Raw genomic sequence first — 20,493 nt, forward strand, 5'->3', positions numbered from 1 at the left:
CCCGGTTACAGCTCCGCGAGGATCACGTGGGCGGCATTGCGTCCGGGCATCATCGAGACTCCGGGGCCGGGGTGGCTGCCCGCGCCGCAGAGATAGAGCCCGCTCACCGGACCCTTGTACTGGCCGAGCTCCGGTACAGGCCGCAGTGCGCCCTGCTGATACACGGTCATCGCGCCGTGCGTCACTGTCCCGTGCACCGCAGAGGAGACGTCCGCCTCGTAGTCCGGGGGAGTCATCACCGAGACCGCGAGGATCTTGTCTTCCAGATCGGGGATGTACCGCTCGGTGATCGACCGGAGGACGGATCGCGCGTAACCGGCCCCGAGCCGCGGCCAGTCGACGTCGAACGGGACCGTGGTGAGGACCACCTTGAGCGCGGACCGCCCCTCCGGCACGCGACCGGGGTCGATGGCGGCCTCGTTCACCACGAACGCCGAGGGCTCGTCGGGCAGCCGATCGGCGCGGGCCGTGCGGAACGCATCGGCGAGGGAGTCGATGGTCGGCGGCATCAGGTGCACCTGGGTGGCGGAGGAGGCCGTCGCCCCGGCGCTGTAGTGCACGGGTTCGGAGAGAGCGACGTAGATGCCCATCTGCGCTGCGCCGACCTCGTAGTGTTCCGCATCGGTGATCAGCGTCCGTCCGAGGTCTGCGTCCGCGAGCAGTTCGAGTATCAGCCGGCGCGGGTGGACGCTGGAGGCGATGACCCCTGCCGGCAGGAAGGTTCCGTCCGCCAGATCCACGCCCACCGCCTTGCCGTCGCCGACGCGGATCCGCGTGACCATCGCGCCTGTGCGGATCCGGCCGCCGTGCTGGGCAAGACACGCGGCGAGGGACTCCGCAAGTCGTCCCATGCCGCCCTCGACCGCCCGGTTGCCCACGTCCTGGATGACGGCAAGGAACAGGAAGGCGAAGGCGGCTCCGCCGGCGTCGTCGGGCGCGAAGCCTGCGTGACCCGCGAAATCCGCGAGCAGGATGCGCATCGACTCCGACTCGAAATTCTCCTCGGCCCACGTGCGGACGGATTGGAAGCGAAACCGGATGCGCTCGCCTGCGCGGGAGCCGCGGAGGTCCTCTGCGAGCATTTCCGCCCAGGGCCGCGGGGCGGATTCGAGTTCCTGCCGTAGTGCGTCCTTACCGTCGAGGTAGCCCCGGTAGAGGGCCCGCCACGCTTCCGCGTCGCGGACGGACGCGCGTGCGATGTCTGCGCAGGTCCGGTCCACGGAATCGTGGATGCTCACGCAGGTGCCGTCCGGAAACGCTTTGCACAGCGACACCTCCGGACGGATGAGATCGAGGCCGAACCGTCGCAGCTCGAGCTCGTCCGGCGCCGACGACAGATTGGCGAGTTGGTAGCCACTGGCGTGGACGTCGGTGCGGAACCCGGGCAGAACCAGCTCGCGCGTGGTGGTCATGCCGCCGATCGTGGGGCTTGCCTCGACCACGAGCACGCGCAAACCGGCCTTCGCCAAGTAGCACGCGCAGGTGAGGCCGTTGTGTCCTGCGCCCACCACGATCGCGTCATGCTGGGGCATGGTGGCCCTCGGTTTCTCGGCTCGTCAGGATTCTCGACTCTTCGGGCGAGGCGGTGCCGTACCGCCGCCCGGACGAAGAGGGTTCCTACCGATCAATCATCCGCCTGTGGTCCGCCGTCCGTAGTGGTTCGAAGAAATCCCCACCGGAACGCGCCGGTGCGCCGCGTGTCGGAGACCCTGATACACATGGTGCTCGAGGCGGGACTGCAGGCGGAGCGCACGGTGCGGGACACAGCGCCGATCAGGCGTACTGGACCGCGGCCGTGGTCGTCACCAGGTCACCGCGGAGCCGGGCGTGCGGATACAGTCCACCGTTTCGCCGGGGAGCACCCCGCACCCCCAACGCTCGGCGGCGAGGTACGCACCCAGGCGCAGTCCCAGGTAGCTCCCGTAGGTGCCGGGCCAGGTGCTTCCACGCATGACCCAGGGGACTCCGCCCGGCTGGACGTAGCGCCGGCAGCCGTTCGCCCTTCATCAGCAGCGACATCTCCAGCAGCTTCTCCACGATCCATGTGCGCAGGGCCGGAGCGGTGTACGCATCATGAACTCCCGGCGTCAGTCCGGGGCGGACGAGGCGCTTGCCCCCGGGCGACGATCGCGCACACCGTGGTCACGTAGACGAAGCCGACGAACAGCGTGGCGATGAGGGCCGCGATCGTCCCGTGTCGCGGTGGCGGTCGGCGTGGGCGATGATGGCATACGGATGTGACATCGGGACCGGTTGGTTGATGTCGCACTCCCATCCAATCCCATAGGTCACATCCTTTTCCGCCGCCACGCCGATCACATTGAAGCGAAGTTGGAGGTCACAGCGCCCCTACCCGACCTTTCCGGGGCCCCGGCTCCCGGAGTCGGCCGTTGCCTTGATACCCCGGCTCGGAAATCCGAGTGGGATAATGTCGTGGATTCTGCAGTCGTGCACGTGCACGATTGGGGTGCTGTCACAGTGGGCCCTGCGGAGGCAGTCCCTGTCCTGCGCGGCACGGCGTCGGAGTTTCGGTGAGCGCATGCAATTGAGCGCCATTGCGTGAAAAGAATGTGCGATCACTTTCCTTGGGTCGCCGAGTGCCGCACAACGTGTACTGCTCCGCGCTGCGGACAGTTCGTGTACACGAACGTGGTCGAGGAGGGGCGTGCCGATGAGAGGAGAAGTGGCCACAGGGGAGTCGAATCGTCGACGCTGGTTCGGCACGCCGCTCGTCCGGACGAGGCTGCTCGGTGCGTTGGACGATGCCGGACCGGTGGTGGTGCTGGCCGCGCCACGCGGGTTCGGGAAGAGGACGCTCGCGCGGCAGTGGCTGCGCGCGGGCGCCGACGCGGGCGCAGAGGTGCATGAAGCGACTGCGCGCGCCGTGTCCGACTCGGGCCGCTGCCTGGGTATCGTCGAGGAGGTCATCGCAGCCGCAGCCCCGGCGCGGCCGTGCCGGGTGGTCATCGTGCTGGAGGACGGCGCGGACGGCACGGCGGGGGCCCTGGGGCCGGGTGCGCTCGAGGACATCGCTGTTTTCTCTTCCTGCCACCCCGGAATCCGGGTGCTGATCATCGCCCGGACGCGGTCGGCAGCGCTGGCCGCCGCCACAGCCGGCATGGAGGTGGGCCTGCTCGGCGCCGCGGAACTGGCGTTCACCGACGCGGAGTTCGCGGACCTGCTGCGGGTCGCCGGGATCGAGTTTCCCCCGGCGTCGTCGTCGGCCGTCAACGGATTCCTCGGCGGAGTCCCCGCCCTGGCCGATGCGGCGGAGCCGGCGCTGCGACACCTCGCGGCGTCGGGCTGGGCGGACGACGTCGGCTATATCGACCCGTACGACGACGTGTGGGCGCCGCTGCGGGCATCGGTCGCCGGCCGTGTGGAGGATTCCCTGGCCGGGCTGCCGCGGGCCACCCGGAACTCGGACATGTTCACCGCGCTTGCGGTGCTGGGCAGCGCGCCGGTGAGGACGCTCGCCGCTATCGCGTCCGTAGAGGATCCTGCCGCGGTCACGGCGTGGGCGGATACCGTCGGTGTCCAGTGGTCGGACCCGGGCCGGGACGACGAGCGCTGGTCTGTGGCCCCCGTGGCGCGGTGGGCGCTGGTGGAGCGGATCGCGGACGGTGCACCGTCGGCCGGCCCGGAGGTGCTCGACGCGCTGACCGACCGCCTGGCGGCTTCCGGCGACCAGGCGTCGGCGCTGCGCGTGCTCATGGCCGTGGGGGACTGGCCGCGTGCCACGGAGTTCATGCGCCGCGACTTCTCCCACTTGATGCGCCAGGACATCCAGCTGGTGCGCACGTTCCTCGAGGTGCTGCCGCCCGAATGCTCGCGGCACGATCCGATGGTCGAGATGGGGCGGTCCGTCTTCGCGGGGCTCGATGCCGGCACTTTCGGCGTGGTGACGCGGATGTCGCGCAGCGCCGATGGGCTGGGAAACGATGCGCTGGGGGACGATGCGGGCCTGCCGCTGTCCGATGTCGTGTCCGGCGCGACGGCGAGCATCGTGCTGCTGCGTCTCTCCGGCGCGTTCGAGGACGGCGCTGCGCTTGCGACCCGGATCGCGGACCGGGTCGCCGGGGTGCCGTCCGGCGAGCATGAGCTGATCAAGGGGTACCTGCCGCTCTACCGGGGCCAATGGGCGATCGCGCACGAGCTCGCGGGCGATCTGGCCACGGCCGAAGCGCAATTTCGGGAGACCTTCGCGGAGTCCAAGGCGCTGGGCGTCGACTTCATGGTGAAGAACGCCGCCGGAACCCTGGCCATGAACGATGCACTGACCGGAGCGATGGACCGGGCGCGGCGGTGGCTTGCGATCGAGCGGCAGTACCCGGATCCGGGGGGATGGCTGGCCACGCGCGTCCGCATTCCGGGCCGGGTGGCCGACGTATTCCTCGCGCTCGACGCGATCGATGTCGACGCAGCGGAAACAGCCCTCGACGCGCTGGGCACACCCGAGGACACCGAGGAGTTCTGGGCGCCGATGATCCATGCGCACTGCGCCGTGCTCCTGAACCGGGGCAGCCTGCAGGAGGGGCTCGACCTGATCGACAGGGCGCTGCGACAGTACTCGAGGTGGGCGCCACCGCGGTCGTTCGCGGAGCGGACGCTGAGTCTGATGCGCTGTGATCTGCTCACCGCGCTCGGCCGTGGAAACGAGGCACTGCGTGCGGTGGACGGCCCACCGCGATCACCGGGGGCGAGCGTGCGGGCAGCGCGGATACACCTGTTGAACGGTGATCTTGCGGCGGTGCACGAAAAGCTGGGCGATTGCTCCGGCCTGGCGGGCCGCCCGTGCACGTTCATCGATGGCCTCGTCATCTGCGCGGCTGCGCACGCGGCACGCGGCGAGGACGACCGGGCCCGTGCGGCGCTGGGCCGGGCCGCGGCGGCCGCGCAGCACTCGGGCTCCGTTCGCCCGCTGCTGCTCGTGCCGCGCATGCATCGGCAGCGGATGCTGCAGTTGCTGCCGGATGCGGATCCGATCCGTGCGGTGTGGGAGAAACACGACGATGTCGACGTCTTCGCCGGGCGGCTGACGATGGTCACGCTCACGCCACGCGAACTCGCGGTGCTCCGGCTCATAGCAGAAGGCAAGAGCCGCCGGGAGATCGCCGCGACGCTCTTCGTCTCCGAGAACACCGTCAAGACACAGCTGAGCTCCGTCTACCGCAAGCTGACGGTGCACAACCGGGACCAGGCCGTGGAGGCGGCGCGCAGGCTGTCACTCTTCTGATGCGCCCGGGCCCGGCGCCGTCGGCTACAACACCTGCGAGAGGAACTGCTGCAGCCGTGCGGTCTCCGGCGCCTCGAAGATCTTCTCCGGGGCGCCCGTCTCCACCACGGTGCCCTGGTCCATGAACAGCACCGTGTCCGACACCTCGCGGGCATAGCCCATCTCGTGGGTGACCACCACCATGGTCATGCCGCTCGACGACAGGTCCGCCATGAGGGCGAGCACCCCCTTGACCAGTTCGGGGTCGAGGGCGCTGGTGGCCTCGTCGAAGAACATCACCTGCGGACGCATCGCCAGGGCGCGCGCGATGGCCACGCGCTGCTGCTGGCCGCCGGAGAGGGCGCCGGGGCGTGATCCGGCCTTGGCGGCGAGCCCCACCAGTTCGAGCTGCTCGCGGGCCAGGGTGCGCGCCTGTTCCTTGCCCATCTTCTGCAGCTTGCGCGGCGCCAGTGCCACGTTGTCGAGCACCGACTTGTGCGGAAACAGGTTGAAGTGCTGGAACACCATGCCGATCCGTCGGCGCAGCCGGTCCGGGTTGTCGTGCAGCACGGATTCGCCGCCCAGCAGGATGTCGCCGGCGTCGGGCTCGTGCAGGCGGTTGAGCACGCGCAGCAGCGTCGACTTGCCGGATCCCGACGGTCCGATCACCGTCACGGTCTTGCCGGCGTCCACGTGCAGGTCGACGCCGCGCAGCACCGCGTTGCGGCCGAACGCCAAGTGCAGGCCGGTGCCGGTGAGCGACACCGAGCCGGTCTCATCGGTGACCGCCATGTCAGGCCTCCTCCAGGAGCTTCGCGTCCGCCGGGTCGAGGGCGCCGGACGAGTCCGGACGGCCGGTGCGCAGGCGGTGGTCGATGTAGTTGACCAGGTGCGTCAGCGGGATCGTGAGCACCAGGTACAGGATCCCGGCCGCCACCAGCGGGGAGAGGTTGCCGGTCTGCGCGTTGAGGTCGCGGCCCACGGCGAACAGTTCGCGCTGGGTGACGATGAGCCCCAGGAAGTAGATGAGCGACGAGTCCTTGATCAGCGAGATGAACTGGTTCATCAGCGCCGGCAGCACACGGCGCACGCCCTGCGGGACCACCACCAGCCGCATGGCGCCCGAATAGCTGAAGCCGAGGGCGCGCGACGCCTCCATCTGCCCGGACTCGACGCTCTGGATGCCGGAACGGAAGATCTCGCCGATGTAGGCCGACGACATGAGCGCCAGCGCCGCGGCGCCGAGCCAGTACGGATTGTTGCCGGTGATGCCCTGCACGATGGGCCCGACGCCGAGGCCGACGATGAGGATGATCACCACCGCGGGCAGCCCGCGGAACACGTCGGTGTAGATGCGGGAGGGCCAGCGCAACCACCAATGCCGGGAGATGCCGGCGACGGCCAGCAGCATGCCCAGCACGGTGCCCGCGATACCGGCGGTGACGGAGAGGATCAGCGTGTTCGGCAAGCCGGTCTTGATCAGGTCCGGGAACGCCTGTTTGTACAGCGACCAGTCGAAGAAGGTGTCGCCCAGCTGCTGCAACGTCGAGCGCGGCTGCTGCTCGGGCGCCGCGGCGGCCCGGTCGGCGGCCGCGGCCGCGTTGGCCTCGGCGGCGGCCTGGATGTCGGGGAGCACCGGCATCGGCGCGGCCTTGCTGCCCGGCTTCCACCCGTCCGGCAGCGGGCGCGGCACCCAGTCGGTGTAGAGCTCCGCCCAGGTGCCGTCGGCGATCACCGCGTCGAGCCCCGCGTTGAGCGCGTCGATCAGCGGCTGGTTGTTCTTGGCTACCGCCCAGCCGATGTAGTTGTCCAGGCTGAAGGTGTTCTGCACGATGGCCATGCCGTCGCCGGGTTTGATCGCGCCGGTCGCCTGTTGCGAAGGCGCCACCCAGGCGTCGATCTGGCCGGATTTCAGGTTGGCGTAGGCGGTGGCGTAGTCGGGGAACTTCACCGGGTGCAGATGCAGGGTGTTGACCACGTAGTCGTCCTGCACGGTGCCCTGCACTACGCCGATGCGGGTGCCGGGGCCCAGGTCGGAGAACGTCTGCACGGCGCCGCCCGCGGGGGCGACGAGGGAGAAGTAGCCGAAGTCGTACCCGTTGGTGAAGCCGACGGTCTGCCGCCGCTCGGCGGTGGCGGTGATCGACGACGACCCGACGTCGAACCGGCCGGCCGCCACTTGCGCCAGCAGCCCGGCGAAGTCGGTGCCCACGAACTTCACCTGCAGGCCCAGCTTGGCGGCCACTGCGCGCAGCAGTTCGTTGTCGAAGCCGGTGTAGACGTTGTCCGAGTTGACGCAGATGCTCGGCGGCGCGTCGGACAGCGTGCCGACGGTGATCAAGCCCGGCGTGCTCAGGTGCAGCGCGGAGGTGTCGATACGGTCCAGCGGTGTGACGCCGGCCGTGGTGTAGCGGTCCTCGCCGGCCGCGGAGGTGTCGACGTTGGCGGGCGCCGCGGTGGCGCCGGCCAGCCCGCGCGGCGCGCACTGGCCCTGCGGTGCGCCGCCGGACGCCTCGGAGCCGGCACCGGAGCCGCAGGCAGCGATCGCGCTGCCGAGGATCGCGACGAGCACGAGCCCGATCAGTATGCGAATACGGCCCGCCGCGCGTCTGGACATGCGCAGAAGGATAACCGCCGGCACCTGCGCACCGCGGGTCTCGGGGCGCGGGTGTGCGCCGCCGCACGCCGGGGTGCGGGTGTGGCGGAGGCCGGCAGTCAGCCGGGCATGCGCCTGTTGAGCGCCGGCGACGCCAGGCCCGCGAGTGCCCGCAGGAACGCCTTGGTGCAGTCGAGGAAGTCGAAGTAGTCGCGCCACAGCGTGATCCGGCCGTCGTCGACGGCGAACTTGCCGCACACCCAGAACCGCATGCGCAGCGGGCCCACGCGGATCTCGTCGATCCGTTCGGTGAGCACCACGTCGCCGTCGGCGGCCGCGGTGAGGGTGTGGACGCCGAAGCCGACCCCCGGGCGGCCGAGCAGGTCCACCACCGTGCGCATCCTGCGCTCGCCGCGCACGGTGGCCAGCCCCACGTTGGTGTAGACGATGTGCGGGTCGACGAGCTCCATGGCGGTCCGCCCGTCGCGCGCGGCGAGGGCGCCGAGGAAACGCCGGACGACGGCGATCGGGTCGTCGGGTTCCGCCGCGCTACCGGCGGCAACGACTCCGGTTCCGGCCTCGGCCCTGTCCTCGGTCATGCGAATCCCCTCCGTCGGCGGTCGATCCGGGCGTGCGGCACCACGATTCCATACCCCGGGGCGCGTCCGGGGAGGACCGGTCGGAAGTGTCGACGGAACTTCGCCGGGAGTTCATCCCGGCGCAGCATGCGGCTTGCCCGGGCCGGTTTGCATGAGTGTCGACCGGATACCGATGAGGAGTCACCCATGAAGCGCATGTCCCGCCCCGCGCGGCGCCTGACCGCTGCGGCGGTCGCGGTGGTCGCGGGCGGCACGCTCGCCGCGTGCGGCCAGTCCGCGCAGGCCGCCGGCGGCGACGAACTGGTCTTCGCCGCCGTCCCTGCGGAGGCGTCGTCCACGCTGGAGCAGTCGTTCGAGCCGATCGTCGAGCTGCTCTCCCAGGCGACGGGCAAGGACGTCGTCTTCCAGAACGTCACCGATTACGCGTCGGTGATCGAGGGGCAGCGTGCCGGGAAGATCGACATCGCCTCCTACGGCCCGTTCTCGTACGTCATCGCCCGGGAGGCGGGCGTGCCCGTCGACCCGGTGGTCGCGTCCGTCGACGAGGAGGGGGCGACGCCGGCCTACTATTCGGTGGCCTACGCACTCCCGGATTCGGGCATCACCGACCTGGCCGACGCGCGCGGCAAGCGGGTGTGCTTCGTCGACCGCGCCTCCACCTCCGGTTTCCTCGCCCCGCTCGAAGGGCTGGCCGCGGCGGGCGTGACGCAGGGAGACTACAGCGAGGTGCTTGCCGGCAGTCACGATGCGTCGGTGCTGTCGCTGACCAGCGGCCAGTGCGACGTGGCCTTCACCCACAGCGACATGCTGGCCACACTGGAGCGCACCGGGCAGCTCTCCTCCGACGCGGTGACGCAGGTGTGGAGGTCGTCGCCGCTGCCCGAAGACCCGATCGTGGTCAACCGCGAGACACTCGACGACGCGACCCGCGAGGCCGTCGTCACGGCGCTGCGCGAGCAGGCCAACAAGCCGGCGCTCGTCGCCGCCGGGATCTGCGCGTCCGAAGAGGAGTGCACGCTGCCGGAGGAGACCGGGTGGGGGTACACGCCGGTGGACGACGCCGACTACGACGCGGTCCGGCGCATCTGCGACGTCACGAAGGCGGAAGCATGCAGCTGATCGGGACGCATGCCGCCGGCGGGGCCGGTGCGCTCGGCGCGGACGCAGAGGACGGAGACATCGCGGCGTCGCTGCGCGGGGTCACCAAGGACTTCGGCTCCGTGCGCGGGCTCGACGGCGTCGACCTGGACTTCCGCTCCGGCGAGGTGACGGTGCTGCTGGGGCTCTCGGGTTCGGGCAAGTCGACGCTGCTGCGGCATCTCAACGGGCTGCAGTCGCCGACGGCCGGCGAGGTGACGGTACTGGGCACGCGGCTCGACACCGGGGACGGACGCGGCCTGCGCCGGCTGCGCCGCGGCATCGGATTCATCTTCCAGCACTTCCACCTGGTGGAGTCGATGTCGGTGCTGGAGAACGTGTGCACCGGGCGCCTGGGGGCACTGCGCGGCCCGCGGCTGTCGCTGATGATGTACCCGCGGTCGGTGCGTGCCGAGGCCATGGCGCAGTTGGAACGTGTGGGGCTCGCCGACCGGGCCTTCCAGCGGGCCGACACGCTCTCCGGCGGCCAGAAGCAGCGGGTGGCCATCGCACGGGCGCTCATCCAGCGGCCGCGGATCCTGCTCGCCGACGAGCCCGTCGCCTCCCTCGACCCCGTCTCCGCGGGCGAGGTGATCGACCTGCTGCGGGAGATCGGCGACGAGCAGGGGCTCACCGTGATCTGCTCGCTGCACCAAGTGCGCACGGCGCTCGACTTCGCCGACCGCATCGTGGGACTGCAGGGCGGCCGGGTGGTGCTCGACGAGCGGGCCGCCGGCCTGACCACCGACGCCGCGTTCGCCATTTACGACCGTGTGGCACAGCCTGATCCGGCGCGGTCTGATCCGACACAGCGCGTCCCCGCGCTCGCCGGCTGAGCGGGGGACCGGTGCACACACTCGCACGCCCGGCGCCGCAGCCTGCCGGTGAGGCCTCGCGGGCGGGCGTCGTCCGCCCGCGGCGGCTGGAATCGGCGGCCGCGAAGGCGGTCCTGGTCGCGCTCGTGGCGGCGGGGATCTGGTCGACGATGGCACTGCAGATCAATGTCGCCTCCATCGCCGACTCGGCGGGCAACGCCGTCGACTTCGCCGGGCGGATGCTGCCGCTGGACTTCCCGCCGGTCGCGGAGCTCGCGGGGATGATCGGCGAGACGCTCGCGATCGTCCTGCTGGCCACGGTCCTGTCCGTCGTCCTGTCCATACCGGTCGCGGTGGCCGCCGCCGAGAGCACCGGCCGCACCCGCCTGGGCCGGTCCGGGGCGCGCGGGTTCATCGTGCTCATGCGCGCGATCCCCGACCTGATCCTCGCGATCGTGTTCTTCCGGGTCTTCGGGCTGGGCGCGCTGCCCGGCATCCTCGCCATGGGGCTGCACTCGATCGGCATGGTCGGCAAGCTGCTGGCGGACGCCATCGAGGACCTCGATCCCGGCCCGCGCGCCGCGGTGCAGGCGGCCGGCGGCGGCCGGGTGCAGCAGGTGGTGGTGGGGGTGCTGCCGCAGCTGTTGCCGCAGATCATCGCGACGGGCCTGCACCGGTTCGACATCAATCTGCGCACCTCGGTGCTGCTCGGCTATGTGGGCGTGGGCGGGATCGGCCTCGCCATCGCCGAGTCGATGCGCACCCTGGATTACCGGCGCGGCATGGCGCTCGCGCTGACCGTGCTGGTGCTGTGCATCCTCACCGAACTCGTCTCCGGCGCCTTCCGCCGGCGGCTGCTGGGCACGCCCCGCAGCCGTGCGCCGCGCGGCCGCTCCGTCGGTGGAGGCGCCCTCGTCGGCTGGGCCGACCGCGTCAGCGGCGGCTGGGTGACGGGCGGCCGCCGGCAGGACCGTCCCGGCGGCGCCGACGGCCGTCGTCTGAGCCAGCCCTGGGATGCCGACAGGGTGCGCCGGTATCTGTGGGGCGCGGTGGTCGTCGCCCTGGTGTTCTTGGCCTGGCGCGATGCGGGAGTGTCCGTGCCCGGGTTCCTCACCGGTCTGGCGGAACTGCCGTCGACGGCACTGTTGTTCTTCCCGCCGGACCTGTCGGCCGTCGCCTCCACGCTGTGGCCGGAACTGCTCACCACCCTCCAGATCGCGCTCGCCGCCACGTTCCTCGGGGCGGTCCTGGCGGTGCCGATCGGGCTGCTGGCAGCCCGCAACGTGGCCCCGTCGCCCGCGGTGCACGGCACGTTCCGGGTCCTCATCGTGCTGGTGCGCGGCGTCCCCGAGCTGATCCTGGCCATCGTGTTCGTCGTGGTCACGGGGCTCGGGGCGGTCGCGGGCACGCTCGCGCTGGCCATCGGAGCGGTGGGGCTGCTGTCCAAGCTGGTCGCCGACTCGCTCGAGGAGACCGACGTGGCGGTGCAGGAGGCGCTGCGGGCGAACGGGGCGGGGCGTATGCAGGTGTTCGCGGCGGCCACGCTGCGTCAGGCGACGCCCGCGCTCGTGGCGCACGTGCTCTACCTGCTGGACACCAACGTACGCGCGGCGACGCTGCTGGGCGTGGTGGGCGCCGGAGGTATCGGCTACTACCTGCTCAACGCGTCGCGGATCGTCGACTTCGCCACGGTGACGACCATCGTGCTCATGATCCTCGGCGTGGTGCTCGTGATCGAGGGGCTCGCGGTGTGGTTGCGCAGGGCGCTGCGCTGAGACGGGGATGAAAAAGCCGAGACGGGCATGAGACGCCGAGGGGCGGCGGGCCCGGCCCGCCGCCCCTCGGCGTCTCAGAGACCGGCGAGCGTGCGGCGGGCGATGCCGAACGACAGCGTCATGCCGATGCCGGAGGTGACCACCGCGACGGTGGTGGCGTCGTCGATTCGCTCGTGCACCAGGTTGGTGTCCTCGCTCGTGGCGTAGACACCCTGCCACCGTTGGCGGATGTGCAGCGGGGTCGCCGGCCGGATGATGTCGGCGGCCGAGTCGAGCAGCGGCGCGTAGACGTCCTCGTCCAGGAACGGGTCGACGGTGACGGCGCGCACGTGCGAGTCGCCGACGATGAGCCCGCCGTCGGGGCGGCGGCTGAACATCGCGTTGGCGTCGATGTCCAGCAGTTCAGGCTGCTCGGCGGCGATGGCCCTCCGCAGGGCGCCGGCCGCGTCGGTCGCGGACATCGCGCCATAGCGGAGCATCGACGTGCCGGTGAGCACCGGCGAGGGGAACACGTAGCCGTCGACCGGCGCGGCGAGCAGCATCTGCAGCGCGCACCGCCGGACCTTGCGTTGCTGTGCGAGATCCGGGAACAGCCTGTCCAGGTCGTGGCCCACGCACACCACCACGTGGTCGGCGGTGAAGGCGCCGCGCGACGTCTCCACGCGCCCGCCGCCGGCCCCCGTGACGGCGGTACCGGTGAGCAGATCCACCTGGTCGTGCGCGGCCAGCCACCGCGCGAGCGTGGGCGCGGCGGTGCGCGGATCCACGGCGAGGTCGTCAGGCAGCAGCGCACCGCCGGTCGCGGACTCGCCGCCGACGGCGCGGGGGCCGCGGATGCGTTCGCGCACCTGGTCGCCGGTCAGCAGTCGCACGCGGTCGCCGCCGCGTGCGCACCGCAGCTCCTCGAGCACGGCGAACTCTTCGGGCCGGCGCGCCACCACCAGCGTCCCTTCCTGCGCGACGGGGATGCCGGTGGCCGCAGCCATCGCCAGCCACCCCTCGCGTGAGTCGAGGGCCAGCGGATAGTCGGCGTCGGCCTGCGGCGTGGTGCAGACGTGGCCGAAGTTGCGCACCGATGCGCCCACGGGCCGTTCGTCGCGTTCGATCACGCGCACGGACAGCCCGCGGCGCGCGGCCTCGAAGGCATGCGCCAGGCCGACGATTCCGGCTCCGACGACGAGCAGATCGGTGTGAGTCGATGATTCGGCAGAGGTCACCACCCGAGGATCACATCGGGGAGCGCGCGGGGCGACGGTGCGCCGATGAGGGCACCGAGTGTTCACCCGAAGATGGCCGGACGTTGGCCTGGGCGTGGGCCGGCGGTACCGGAGGGGTCCTAGCGTCGGAACCATCGGAAGAGGCGACAGGCGGGAGCGGGCATGGTCGAGCTGGTGGCATTCGACATCGCGGGAACCGTGGTGGACGAAGGCGGAATCGTCTACGAGGTGCTGCGGGAATCGGTGGAACGGGCGGGGGTGACCGTCACCGAGGAGCAGTTCCTGCCGTGGACGGGGATGGAGAAGCGCACGGCGATCGCCCACCTGCTGCGCCTGGGCCGCGCGGTGCCGACCGAGGCGATGGTCGACGACGCCTTCGCGTGGTTCACCCGGGAGCTCGACCGCCGGTACCGGGAGAGCCCGCCGCAACCGTTCCCCGGGGTGGAGGAGCTTTTCACGAACCTGCGTGCCGGCGGGGTGAAGGTGGCGTTGACGACGGGGTTCACCCGCGACGTCACCGACGCGCTGCTGGCGGGCCTGGGGTGGACGGTGGGCGACGGCGATCCCGACGCGACGCTCGATGCGGTGTGCACCGGGGACGAGGTCGCGGCGTCGCGCCCGTACCCCTACATGATCCACACGGTGATGCAGCGCACGGGCACGGAGTCGGTGTCCGGGGTGATCGCGGTGGGGGACACGCGCGCGGACCTGGACGCCGCGCACAACGCGGGGGTGACCGGCGTGGGAGTGACCACCGGCGCCTGCGCCCGCACCGACCTGGCGGCGCGCCCGCACCGCAGCATCCTCGACGCCGCCGTCGAGCTGTGGGCGGATCCCGTCTTCGAGAACTACGCCGACGCGGTCTGATGGGGACGGACCGGCCGGCGGGGCCCGGGCACGCGGTGGCCCAGGTGTGGCACGGCGGCGGGGACTTCCGGCCGACGGCCTTCGCGGTGCCCGATCCCGCCCCGGGGGAGGTCATCGTGCGGGTCCGCGTCTCGACGGTCTGCGGCTCGGACCGGCACACGGTCTCCGGGCGCCGCAGCGGGCCGGCACCGTCGATCCTGGGGCACGAGTCGGTGGGCGAGGTCGCCGCGTTGCACCCGGACGGCGCGGTCGCCGTCAACGGTGCCGAGCTCCGCGTCGGAGACCGCGTCGTGTGGGGCGTGACTGCCGCGTGCGGGCGCTGCGACAGGTGCGCGGCCGGCCGCACGGCGAAGTGCCGCCGCCTGCGTAAGATCGGGCACGAACCGCTCGGCGACCGGCCGCTGTCCGGCGGGTTCTCCACGCACGTCCACCTGCCCTCCGGGGTGCCGATCATGACGGTGCCGGACGCCGTGCCCGACGCCCCGGCGGCCCTGGCCGGATGCGCGGTGGCGACGGCGGTGGCCTGCGTCGACGCGGTGCACAGACGCGTCGCCCGTCCGCGTCGGGCGCTGGTGTGCGGGGCGGGCCTGCTCGGCGTGGCGTCGGTGGCGGCGCTCGCCGCGGCCGGCGTCGAGCACATCGAGGTCCGCGATGTGGACCCGTCGCGGGTGGCATTCGCACGCAGGTTCGGGGCGACCGCCGGGCGGGTGGTGCCGCGGAACACGGCGGACGGCACGGGAGACGACGGCGCGGGATTCGACGCCGCGATCGACATGTCCGGTACGCCGGGCGGGGTGGCGGCGTGCGTGGCGGCGCTGGGCGTCGGCGGGGTGGCGGTGCTGGCCGGCAGCGTGCGCCCGCACGCGCCGGTGCCCCTGGACGCGGAACGCGTAGTGCGCGGCCACGCGTCGATCGTCGGCGTCCACAACTATGAGCCGGCCCATCTGCGCGACGCCGTCCGGCTGCTCGCCGCCACCGCGTCGTCGGCCCCATGGCCGGACGCCGTCGAACCTCCGGTGCCGCTGGGTCTGCTGCCCACGCTGTTCGAGCGCACTCCGGCGCGGCTGCGCGCGGCAGTGGCCCCGTCGATGCCGGAACATGCCGATGCGGGAACAAGTCCAGCCTGAACAAGATCGAGCCTGAACGAGTGGAGGAGAGCCGAGTGATGACCGTTGCCGTCGATGCGACCCGGCGTCGCCGTGACGAGGTGGTCGATGCGCTCGCGGGGCAGGCCGCGGCGCTGCGCGTGGGCACGCGTCTGCCCAGCGAGGCGCAGATCATGCGGCAGTTCGCCGTGTCGCGTTCGGTGGCGCGCGCGGCCATCGAACAGTTGGAGAGCTGCTACCTGGTGCGCCGCGTGCAGGGGATGGGGACCTACGTGCACCGTCGCCTCGACGTGCCGGTGGGCGGGGACGGCCCGCCGTCGTTCCACCGCGTGATCGCTGCGGCGGGCGCACACGCGAGGACGGTGGTGGTGGCGACGCGCGCCGAGCCCGCGCCCGATGCGGCGTCGGCGGCGCTGGGGCGCGGCCTCACCTGCAAGGCCGAGCGCCTCGGGTTCGTCGACGACGAGCCGACGAGCGCCCTCGAGCATTGGCTGTACCCCGGCGCGCTGCCGGAGCCGGCGGTGGCGCTGCGGGCCTACGAGTCGGTGCACGACGGGCTCGACGCCGCCGGTGTGGCCGCGCGGTGCGTGCTGCGCCGGGCCACCACGGACTCGGCGCCCGGGTGGGTGTGCCACCGGCTGGAGCTGCCGGCCCGGTCGGAGACGTGGCTGACGGAGGCGGCGTGCGTCGAAACCGGGACGGGGAGGCCGCTGTACTACGCGCGCGCATGGTCGCGGATGGACCGGGTCCGGCTGGTGCTCGCCACCGGGGAGTAGCGGGGGATGGTGCGGCGGGGGTGCGGCGGTTCCGCGGAACCGCCGCACCCCCGGAACAGCTACGCCGTCGAGCCGGTGCCGCCCAGCGAGTCGAGCTGGTCCTGCACCCATCCGAGGAAGACGTTCAGCGGCGTGAAGGACAGGTCGAAGTCCATGCTCATGGTGCGTGCCTTTCGGTCGGGACTGGTCGGCGGACCTGCGATGGCCTGCGGGGCGCCCGACGTCGCGGCCGGCATGTGCGCCCACCGCAATCTACCGGCGCGCCGGGCGGCGCGCCATGACGAAGAATGTGCCGCGTGCCATGCCTCAGGGGGTCAGTACAGGTGGTCCCGGTAGCCCTCGGCGCGTGCGGGCGGGGCGTCGTCGGGAACCGGGCGATCCAGCTGTTCGTGGATCATCTCGCGCAGTGCGGGCACCTCGCCGTGGGCCACCCAGGTGTCCGGCCGCCACAGCTTGCCGCGCAGCATCGCGCGGGCGCAGTGGGTGAACACCTCCTCGATGTGCACGATCAGCGCAAGCTGCGCGGGACGGCCGCCCAGGGTCATGTCCGCGCACACCTCCGGGTCCGTGGTGAGCGTCGCGGTGCCGTTGACGCGGACCACCTCTTCGAGGCCGGGGACGATGAACAGGATCCCCACGTGCGGGTTGGCCAGGATGTTGCGGTACGAGTCGCCGCGGCGGTTGCCCGGGCGGTCCGGGAGGATCAGCGTGTGCGCGTCGGGCATCCGCACCACGCTGGTGATGTCGCCGCGCGGGGAACTGTCGCAGCGCCCGTCGGCGTCGGCGGTGGCGAGGACGAAGAACCGTGCGTGCCGGATGAACTCGCGCACGAGCGGGGTCGTGTGCGGGGTGCACTTGGCGATGATGTCCGGATGCGGCGGACCGCCGAGCACCTCCTCGAGACGGTCGGGTGTGGCGATCCGATGCGCGTCCGCGCCGCGCGGGGCCGCCGCAGTCGTCCCGGTCGTCGTCTGCATCCGTCCTCCTCCGTGGTGTTGAGGACAGGCTACGCATACCCGCTGGGGTGCGCCGCGGCCGGTTCCGGCCCCCGGGCCCCGACGGTGCACCACCGTCCCCGGCGCCTGCGAACTCGGGTTTTCCCGCGTGCCGGGAAGCGCCGTTCCCGTGGCGGCGGGGCCGCTGTGATCGTGGTCTCAGGCGGCGCCGGGCGTGCGCCCGGCCGACCGGCACGACGGCGACGGGAGTGGAAGATGGGCAACAGGGTGCTCGACGTGATCGAGGCGCACGCGGACGAGCTGTTCGCGCAAGGCGAGGAAGCCGAGAAGATCGGCAAGCTCACCGATCGGACCGTGGAGATCATGAACGAGGCGCAGGCGATGCGCATGTTCCAGCCGGCCGAGTACGGCGGTCTGGAGTACCGGCCGCGGCAGTTCGCGGAGACGGTGATGCGCCTGGCGTCGCTGGATCCGGCGGCGGGCTGGGTGCTGGGCGTGTGCGGGGTGCACCCGTGGCAGTTGGCCTACAACGACAAGCGGGTGCGTGAGGAGGTGTGGGGTGAGGACAGCAGCATCTGGATGGCCTCTCCCTACATGCCCACCGGCATGCTCACCCCGAAAGGGGACGGCACCTACGGGTTCAGCGGCCGCTGGTCGTTCTCGTCGGGCACCGACCACTGCCGCTGGGTGTTCCTCGGCGGAATGCTCACCGAGGCGGACGGGTCGATGCCCGCGGAACCGCAGATGGTGCACGTCATCATCCCCCGCAAGGACTACGAGATCATCGACGGCTCGTGGGACGTGGTGGGCCTGCGCGGCACGGGCAGCAAGGACCTGGTGATCAAGGACGCCGTGGTGCCCGAGTACCGCTTCATGACCTGGGACGATGTGGTCAGCGGCGACGGTCAGGCGCGGTCGGGCCGCACCGAGACGCTCTACAAGCTGCCCTGGTCCGGCATGTTCCCGCTGGGCATCACCGCCGCCACCGTCGGAATCTGCGAGGGGCTGCTGCGGCTGGCCCAGGACTACCAGGCCGACCGCATCAACGCGCAGGGCACGGCCGTCAAGGACGACCCGTACACCATGTACCGCTTCGGCGAGCTGATGGCGGACATCCGGGCGGCGCGCGCGGAGCTGCTGGCCAACGTCGACGACCTCTGGGAAATGACCGAGCGGGGCGAGCAGGCCGATTTCGCGCGGCGCGCCCAGGGGCGCGCCACCCAGGTGCGTGCCGCGTGGCGGGCCGTGGAGGCGGCCAACGAGATCTACGCGCGCTGCGGCGGCACGGCGTTGCGCATGCAGATGCCGATGCAGCGGTTCTGGCGTGACGCGCAGGCCGGGATGCACCATGCGATCCACTCGCCCAACACCGTTTACCACGCGTCCGCCCTCAGCGCGCTCGGCGCCGACCCGCAGGGGCCGCTGCGGATGATGATCTGAGCGGGACTCGGGCCCGCAGCGGACGTTCACGGCGGGATGATCGCGACACGGAACCCCACATCACAGGAAGGACGCGGAGGAGCATGGCAGATCAGCAGGTGGAGCGCGAGATCCGGGCGCTCGGATACGTAGAGGTACAGACGAACGACATGGAGCGGTGGCGGAAGCTGGCGTTCGGGGTGCTGGGTTTCGCGGAGGGGGCGGGGCCCGATGAGAGGGCGCTGTACCTGCGGATGGACGAGCGGGCGGCGCGGATCATCGTCACGCCCGGCGAGACCGATGGCGTGACGGTGGTCGGTTGGGAGGTGCGCGACCAGGAGGCGCTCGACCGGGTGCGCGAGCAGGTCGGCGCCGCGGGCATCGAGGTGCGGGACCTGACGCAGCAGGAGGCGGACGGGCGTCGGGTGGAGGCGGCGATCGCGTTCACCGACCCGGCCGGAACGCAGCTCGAGGTGTTCCACGGGGCGCTGCTCGATCACAGCCCGGTGGTGACGCCGTTCGGGGCGAAGTTCGTCACCGGCGCGCAGGGCCTCGGCCACGCCGTCATCCCCGTTCCCGACCAGGGGGCCGCGTACGACTTCTACGTCAAAACGCTCGGATTCCTGCCGCGCGGCGCCTTCCGCATGCCCGCACCACCCGAGTACGGGCCCATGCGGATCCGGTTCTTCGGGGTCAACCAGCGCCACCACTCGCTGGCGATGATGCCCTCGCCCAAGCAGGGGCCGGGGCTCATCCACATCATGGTCGAGGTGGAGACCCTCGACCAGGTCGGCGAGGCGCAGGATCGCGTGGTCAAGGAGGGCATTTCGCTCTCGTCCACTCTTGGCCGGCACACCAACGACAAGATGGTGTCGTTCTACGTGCGCGCGCCGGGCGGCTGGGACATCGAGTTCGGCTGCGAGGGCATGCTGGTCGACGAGGAGCACTACACGGCCGAGGAGATCACGGCCGACAGCTACTGGGGCCACGACTGGTCCGGCTCCGAACCGCTGGCCGTGCTGCAGTAGGTCACCGCATCGACGCGTGCCGCCGGGGTGGCGACCCCGGCGGCACTGCGGCGTCTGCGGGCCGTGCGCGGTGCGTCAGACGCCCCCGCGGTGCTCCATCATCGGGTTGGGGCTGGCGTGGCGGGTGATCTCCGCGGCGGCGGCGAGCAGCGGCGCCACCAGCCGGTTGTCGATGCGGGCCACCGGCGCGCAGATCGAGATCGCGGCCACCGCAGGGTGTCCGTCGCTGGTGTCGGCCATCCCCGCCAGCACGGGCGTGGCGACGCACCCGACCCCGTTGAACGACTCGGCGCGGTCCACGGCGAAGCGGCGTTCGCGCACCTGCACGATCTCGCCGTGCAGCTGGTCGAGGTCGGTGATCGTGCGTGACGTCGACGGCGCCAGGTGCCGGATCCCCTCGATGAACTCGTCCGTCTCCGCAGCCAGCAGCACCTTGCCCACCGCGGACTGGTGCGCCGGCCGGTGCGTGCCGATCCGCGTGGGCACCGCGGCGCCGAACGCGCCTCCGCCGAGCTTGTCCCAGATCATCGCCTCTGTGCCGTCCAGGTAGGCCAGGTGCACCACGTATCCGGTGCGGGTGTGCAGATCGCGCAGCCGCGGGTAGGCGATCCGATGGAACCAGTGGTTGCGCAGGCCCTCCGTGCCCAGGGAGAACAGCCGCACGCCCAGCTCGTAGTTGGACCCGACGCGCAGCAGCCACCGCATGCGCACCATGCGGGTGAGCAACCGGTGCGCGGACGAGCGGGGGATGCCGGTGTACTCGACGACCTCCGACAGCGTCAGATACCCGTGCTCCTGCACCGCCCCGAAGATGAGATCGACCCGATCGAGCGTGGAATCGCCGGACCTGCCCGTCGTCATCCTCATGCCTCCGATCCGCGTGTTCGTCCCGCCGGCGCTGCGGGCCGTACCCGCCACGCGGGTCCACCTTCCGTTGCAGCGCAGCGAAGTGGACCGGGTGTTCCCTCTGTGCGGGAAACCCCCCTG

The 20,493-nt window shown here is 71.6% G+C and carries 17 protein-coding genes; 9 read left to right on the forward strand and 8 right to left on the reverse strand.

Annotated elements, in window-relative coordinates; all coding sequences use genetic code 11:
* Positions 1 to 5: 5 nt before the first annotated feature.
* Both H4F70_RS01850 and H4F70_RS01855 read right to left on the reverse strand, forming a co-directional pair.
* Complete coding sequence (locus tag H4F70_RS01850) at positions 6 to 1,532, reverse strand: phytoene desaturase family protein (protein WP_182358815.1); 1,527 nt, start codon at positions 1,530 to 1,532, stop codon at positions 6 to 8.
* 270 nt (positions 1,533 to 1,802) lie between these two features.
* Positions 1,803 to 1,952 carry a hypothetical protein gene (locus H4F70_RS01855; RefSeq protein ID WP_182358816.1) on the reverse strand — a complete coding sequence of 50 codons (150 nt, stop codon included), beginning with the start codon at positions 1,950 to 1,952 and terminating at the stop codon, positions 1,803 to 1,805.
* Between the two features lie 719 nt (positions 1,953 to 2,671).
* On the opposite strand from H4F70_RS01855, the gene H4F70_RS01860 reads away from it, so the two are divergent.
* Positions 2,672 to 5,236, forward strand: coding sequence for a helix-turn-helix transcriptional regulator (locus H4F70_RS01860; RefSeq protein WP_182358817.1), 2,565 nt, complete (start codon positions 2,672 to 2,674; stop codon positions 5,234 to 5,236).
* 24 nt (positions 5,237 to 5,260) lie between these two features.
* On the opposite strand, the gene H4F70_RS01865 is transcribed toward H4F70_RS01860, so the two are convergent.
* The 3 genes from H4F70_RS01865 to H4F70_RS01875 all read right to left on the reverse strand — a co-directional run bounded on the left by H4F70_RS01865 (position 5,261) and on the right by H4F70_RS01875 (position 8,410).
* Positions 5,261 to 6,007: an amino acid ABC transporter ATP-binding protein gene (locus H4F70_RS01865; protein WP_182358818.1), complete on the reverse strand. Its 747-nt coding sequence runs from the start codon at positions 6,005 to 6,007 to the stop codon at positions 5,261 to 5,263.
* 1 nt (position 6,008) lies between these two features.
* Entirely contained in the window at positions 6,009 to 7,832 is a 1,824-nt protein-coding gene (locus H4F70_RS01870; RefSeq protein ID WP_182358819.1) for an ABC transporter substrate-binding protein/permease, read from the reverse strand.
* A 98-nt stretch (positions 7,833 to 7,930) separates the two neighbouring features.
* Complete coding sequence (locus H4F70_RS01875; RefSeq protein ID WP_182358820.1) at positions 7,931 to 8,410, reverse strand: limonene-1,2-epoxide hydrolase family protein; 480 nt, start codon at positions 8,408 to 8,410, stop codon at positions 7,931 to 7,933.
* Between the two features lie 186 nt (positions 8,411 to 8,596).
* On the opposite strand from H4F70_RS01875, the gene H4F70_RS01880 reads away from it, so the two are divergent.
* From H4F70_RS01880 to phnE, 3 genes are read left to right on the forward strand one after another with little or no spacing between them, the layout of a single operon-like run.
* The gene (locus H4F70_RS01880) at positions 8,597 to 9,529 is read left to right on the forward strand and encodes a phosphate/phosphite/phosphonate ABC transporter substrate-binding protein (RefSeq protein WP_182358821.1); all 933 of its coding nucleotides are present in this window, start codon (positions 8,597 to 8,599) and stop codon (positions 9,527 to 9,529) included.
* Positions 9,520 to 10,383: a phosphonate ABC transporter ATP-binding protein gene (gene phnC / locus H4F70_RS01885; protein ID WP_182358822.1), complete on the forward strand. Its 864-nt coding sequence runs from the start codon at positions 9,520 to 9,522 to the stop codon at positions 10,381 to 10,383. Before H4F70_RS01880 ends, phnC begins: the two co-directional genes overlap by 10 nt.
* A gap of 11 nt (positions 10,384 to 10,394) precedes the next feature.
* Positions 10,395 to 12,137, forward strand: a complete 1,743-nt coding sequence (gene phnE / locus H4F70_RS01890) for a phosphonate ABC transporter, permease protein PhnE (protein WP_338064883.1) — start codon at positions 10,395 to 10,397, stop codon at positions 12,135 to 12,137.
* Between the two features lie 74 nt (positions 12,138 to 12,211).
* Here phnE and H4F70_RS01895 read toward each other — a convergent pair whose 3' ends face one another.
* The gene (locus H4F70_RS01895) at positions 12,212 to 13,354 is read right to left on the reverse strand and encodes a TIGR03364 family FAD-dependent oxidoreductase (protein ID WP_235681284.1); all 1,143 of its coding nucleotides are present in this window, start codon (positions 13,352 to 13,354) and stop codon (positions 12,212 to 12,214) included.
* 162 nt (positions 13,355 to 13,516) lie between these two features.
* On the opposite strand from H4F70_RS01895, the gene H4F70_RS01900 reads away from it, so the two are divergent.
* From H4F70_RS01900 to H4F70_RS01910, 3 genes are read left to right on the forward strand one after another with little or no spacing between them, the layout of a single operon-like run.
* Positions 13,517 to 14,221 carry a phosphonatase-like hydrolase gene (locus H4F70_RS01900; protein ID WP_182358824.1) on the forward strand — a complete coding sequence of 235 codons (705 nt, stop codon included), beginning with the start codon at positions 13,517 to 13,519 and terminating at the stop codon, positions 14,219 to 14,221.
* Positions 14,221 to 15,348: an alcohol dehydrogenase catalytic domain-containing protein gene (locus tag H4F70_RS01905; protein ID WP_182358825.1), complete on the forward strand. Its 1,128-nt coding sequence runs from the start codon at positions 14,221 to 14,223 to the stop codon at positions 15,346 to 15,348. The genes H4F70_RS01900 and H4F70_RS01905 overlap by 1 nt, the downstream gene beginning before the upstream one ends.
* 38 nt (positions 15,349 to 15,386) lie before the next feature.
* Positions 15,387 to 16,103, forward strand: coding sequence for a GntR family transcriptional regulator (locus H4F70_RS01910; RefSeq protein WP_182358826.1), 717 nt, complete (start codon positions 15,387 to 15,389; stop codon positions 16,101 to 16,103).
* Positions 16,104 to 16,417: 314 nt separating this feature from the next.
* Here the strand turns inward: H4F70_RS01910 and H4F70_RS01915 are convergent, their stop codons facing one another.
* Entirely contained in the window at positions 16,418 to 17,080 is a 663-nt protein-coding gene (locus H4F70_RS01915; RefSeq protein ID WP_182358827.1) for an MSMEG_1061 family FMN-dependent PPOX-type flavoprotein, read from the reverse strand.
* Between the two features lie 234 nt (positions 17,081 to 17,314).
* Between H4F70_RS01915 and H4F70_RS01920 the strand changes: the two genes are divergently transcribed.
* Both H4F70_RS01920 and bphC read left to right on the forward strand, forming a co-directional pair.
* Entirely contained in the window at positions 17,315 to 18,499 is a 1,185-nt protein-coding gene (locus H4F70_RS01920; protein WP_182358828.1) for an acyl-CoA dehydrogenase family protein, read from the forward strand.
* A gap of 83 nt (positions 18,500 to 18,582) precedes the next feature.
* Positions 18,583 to 19,506 carry a biphenyl-2,3-diol 1,2-dioxygenase gene (bphC, locus tag H4F70_RS01925; RefSeq protein WP_182358829.1) on the forward strand — a complete coding sequence of 308 codons (924 nt, stop codon included), beginning with the start codon at positions 18,583 to 18,585 and terminating at the stop codon, positions 19,504 to 19,506.
* Positions 19,507 to 19,581: 75 nt separating this feature from the next.
* On the opposite strand, the gene H4F70_RS01930 is transcribed toward bphC, so the two are convergent.
* Complete coding sequence (locus H4F70_RS01930; RefSeq protein WP_182358830.1) at positions 19,582 to 20,373, reverse strand: IclR family transcriptional regulator; 792 nt, start codon at positions 20,371 to 20,373, stop codon at positions 19,582 to 19,584.
* Positions 20,374 to 20,493 lie beyond the last annotated feature (120 nt).

The sequence above is a fragment of the Tomitella gaofuii genome (assembly GCF_014126825.1).
Taxonomy (GTDB): Bacteria; Actinomycetota; Actinomycetes; order Mycobacteriales; family Mycobacteriaceae; genus Tomitella; species Tomitella gaofuii.

Excerpts from the sequence above, each read along its gene's own strand:
- H4F70_RS01915 (WP_182358827.1), bottom strand. The coding sequence starts at position 17,080 with ATGCAGACGACGACCGGGACGACTGCGGCGGCCCCGCGCGGCGCGGAC.
- H4F70_RS01870 (WP_182358819.1), bottom strand. The coding sequence starts at position 7,832 with ATGTCCAGACGCGCGGCGGGCCGTATTCGCATACTGATCGGGCTCGTG.
- H4F70_RS01875 (WP_182358820.1), bottom strand. The coding sequence starts at position 8,410 with ATGACCGAGGACAGGGCCGAGGCCGGAACCGGAGTCGTTGCCGCCGGT.
- H4F70_RS01905 (WP_182358825.1), top strand. The coding sequence starts at position 14,221 with ATGGGGACGGACCGGCCGGCGGGGCCCGGGCACGCGGTGGCCCAGGTG.
- phnC (WP_182358822.1), top strand. The coding sequence starts at position 9,520 with ATGCAGCTGATCGGGACGCATGCCGCCGGCGGGGCCGGTGCGCTCGGC.
- H4F70_RS01880 (WP_182358821.1), top strand. The coding sequence starts at position 8,597 with ATGAAGCGCATGTCCCGCCCCGCGCGGCGCCTGACCGCTGCGGCGGTC.
- H4F70_RS01865 (WP_182358818.1), bottom strand. The coding sequence starts at position 6,007 with ATGGCGGTCACCGATGAGACCGGCTCGGTGTCGCTCACCGGCACCGGC.
- bphC (WP_182358829.1), top strand. The coding sequence starts at position 18,583 with ATGGCAGATCAGCAGGTGGAGCGCGAGATCCGGGCGCTCGGATACGTA.
- H4F70_RS01860 (WP_182358817.1), top strand. The coding sequence starts at position 2,672 with ATGAGAGGAGAAGTGGCCACAGGGGAGTCGAATCGTCGACGCTGGTTC.
- H4F70_RS01920 (WP_182358828.1), top strand. The coding sequence starts at position 17,315 with ATGGGCAACAGGGTGCTCGACGTGATCGAGGCGCACGCGGACGAGCTG.
- H4F70_RS01855 (WP_182358816.1), bottom strand. The coding sequence starts at position 1,952 with ATGCGTGGAAGCACCTGGCCCGGCACCTACGGGAGCTACCTGGGACTG.
- H4F70_RS01900 (WP_182358824.1), top strand. The coding sequence starts at position 13,517 with ATGGTCGAGCTGGTGGCATTCGACATCGCGGGAACCGTGGTGGACGAA.
- H4F70_RS01850 (WP_182358815.1), bottom strand. The coding sequence starts at position 1,532 with ATGCCCCAGCATGACGCGATCGTGGTGGGCGCAGGACACAACGGCCTC.
- H4F70_RS01930 (WP_182358830.1), bottom strand. The coding sequence starts at position 20,373 with ATGAGGATGACGACGGGCAGGTCCGGCGATTCCACGCTCGATCGGGTC.
- H4F70_RS01910 (WP_182358826.1), top strand. The coding sequence starts at position 15,387 with ATGACCGTTGCCGTCGATGCGACCCGGCGTCGCCGTGACGAGGTGGTC.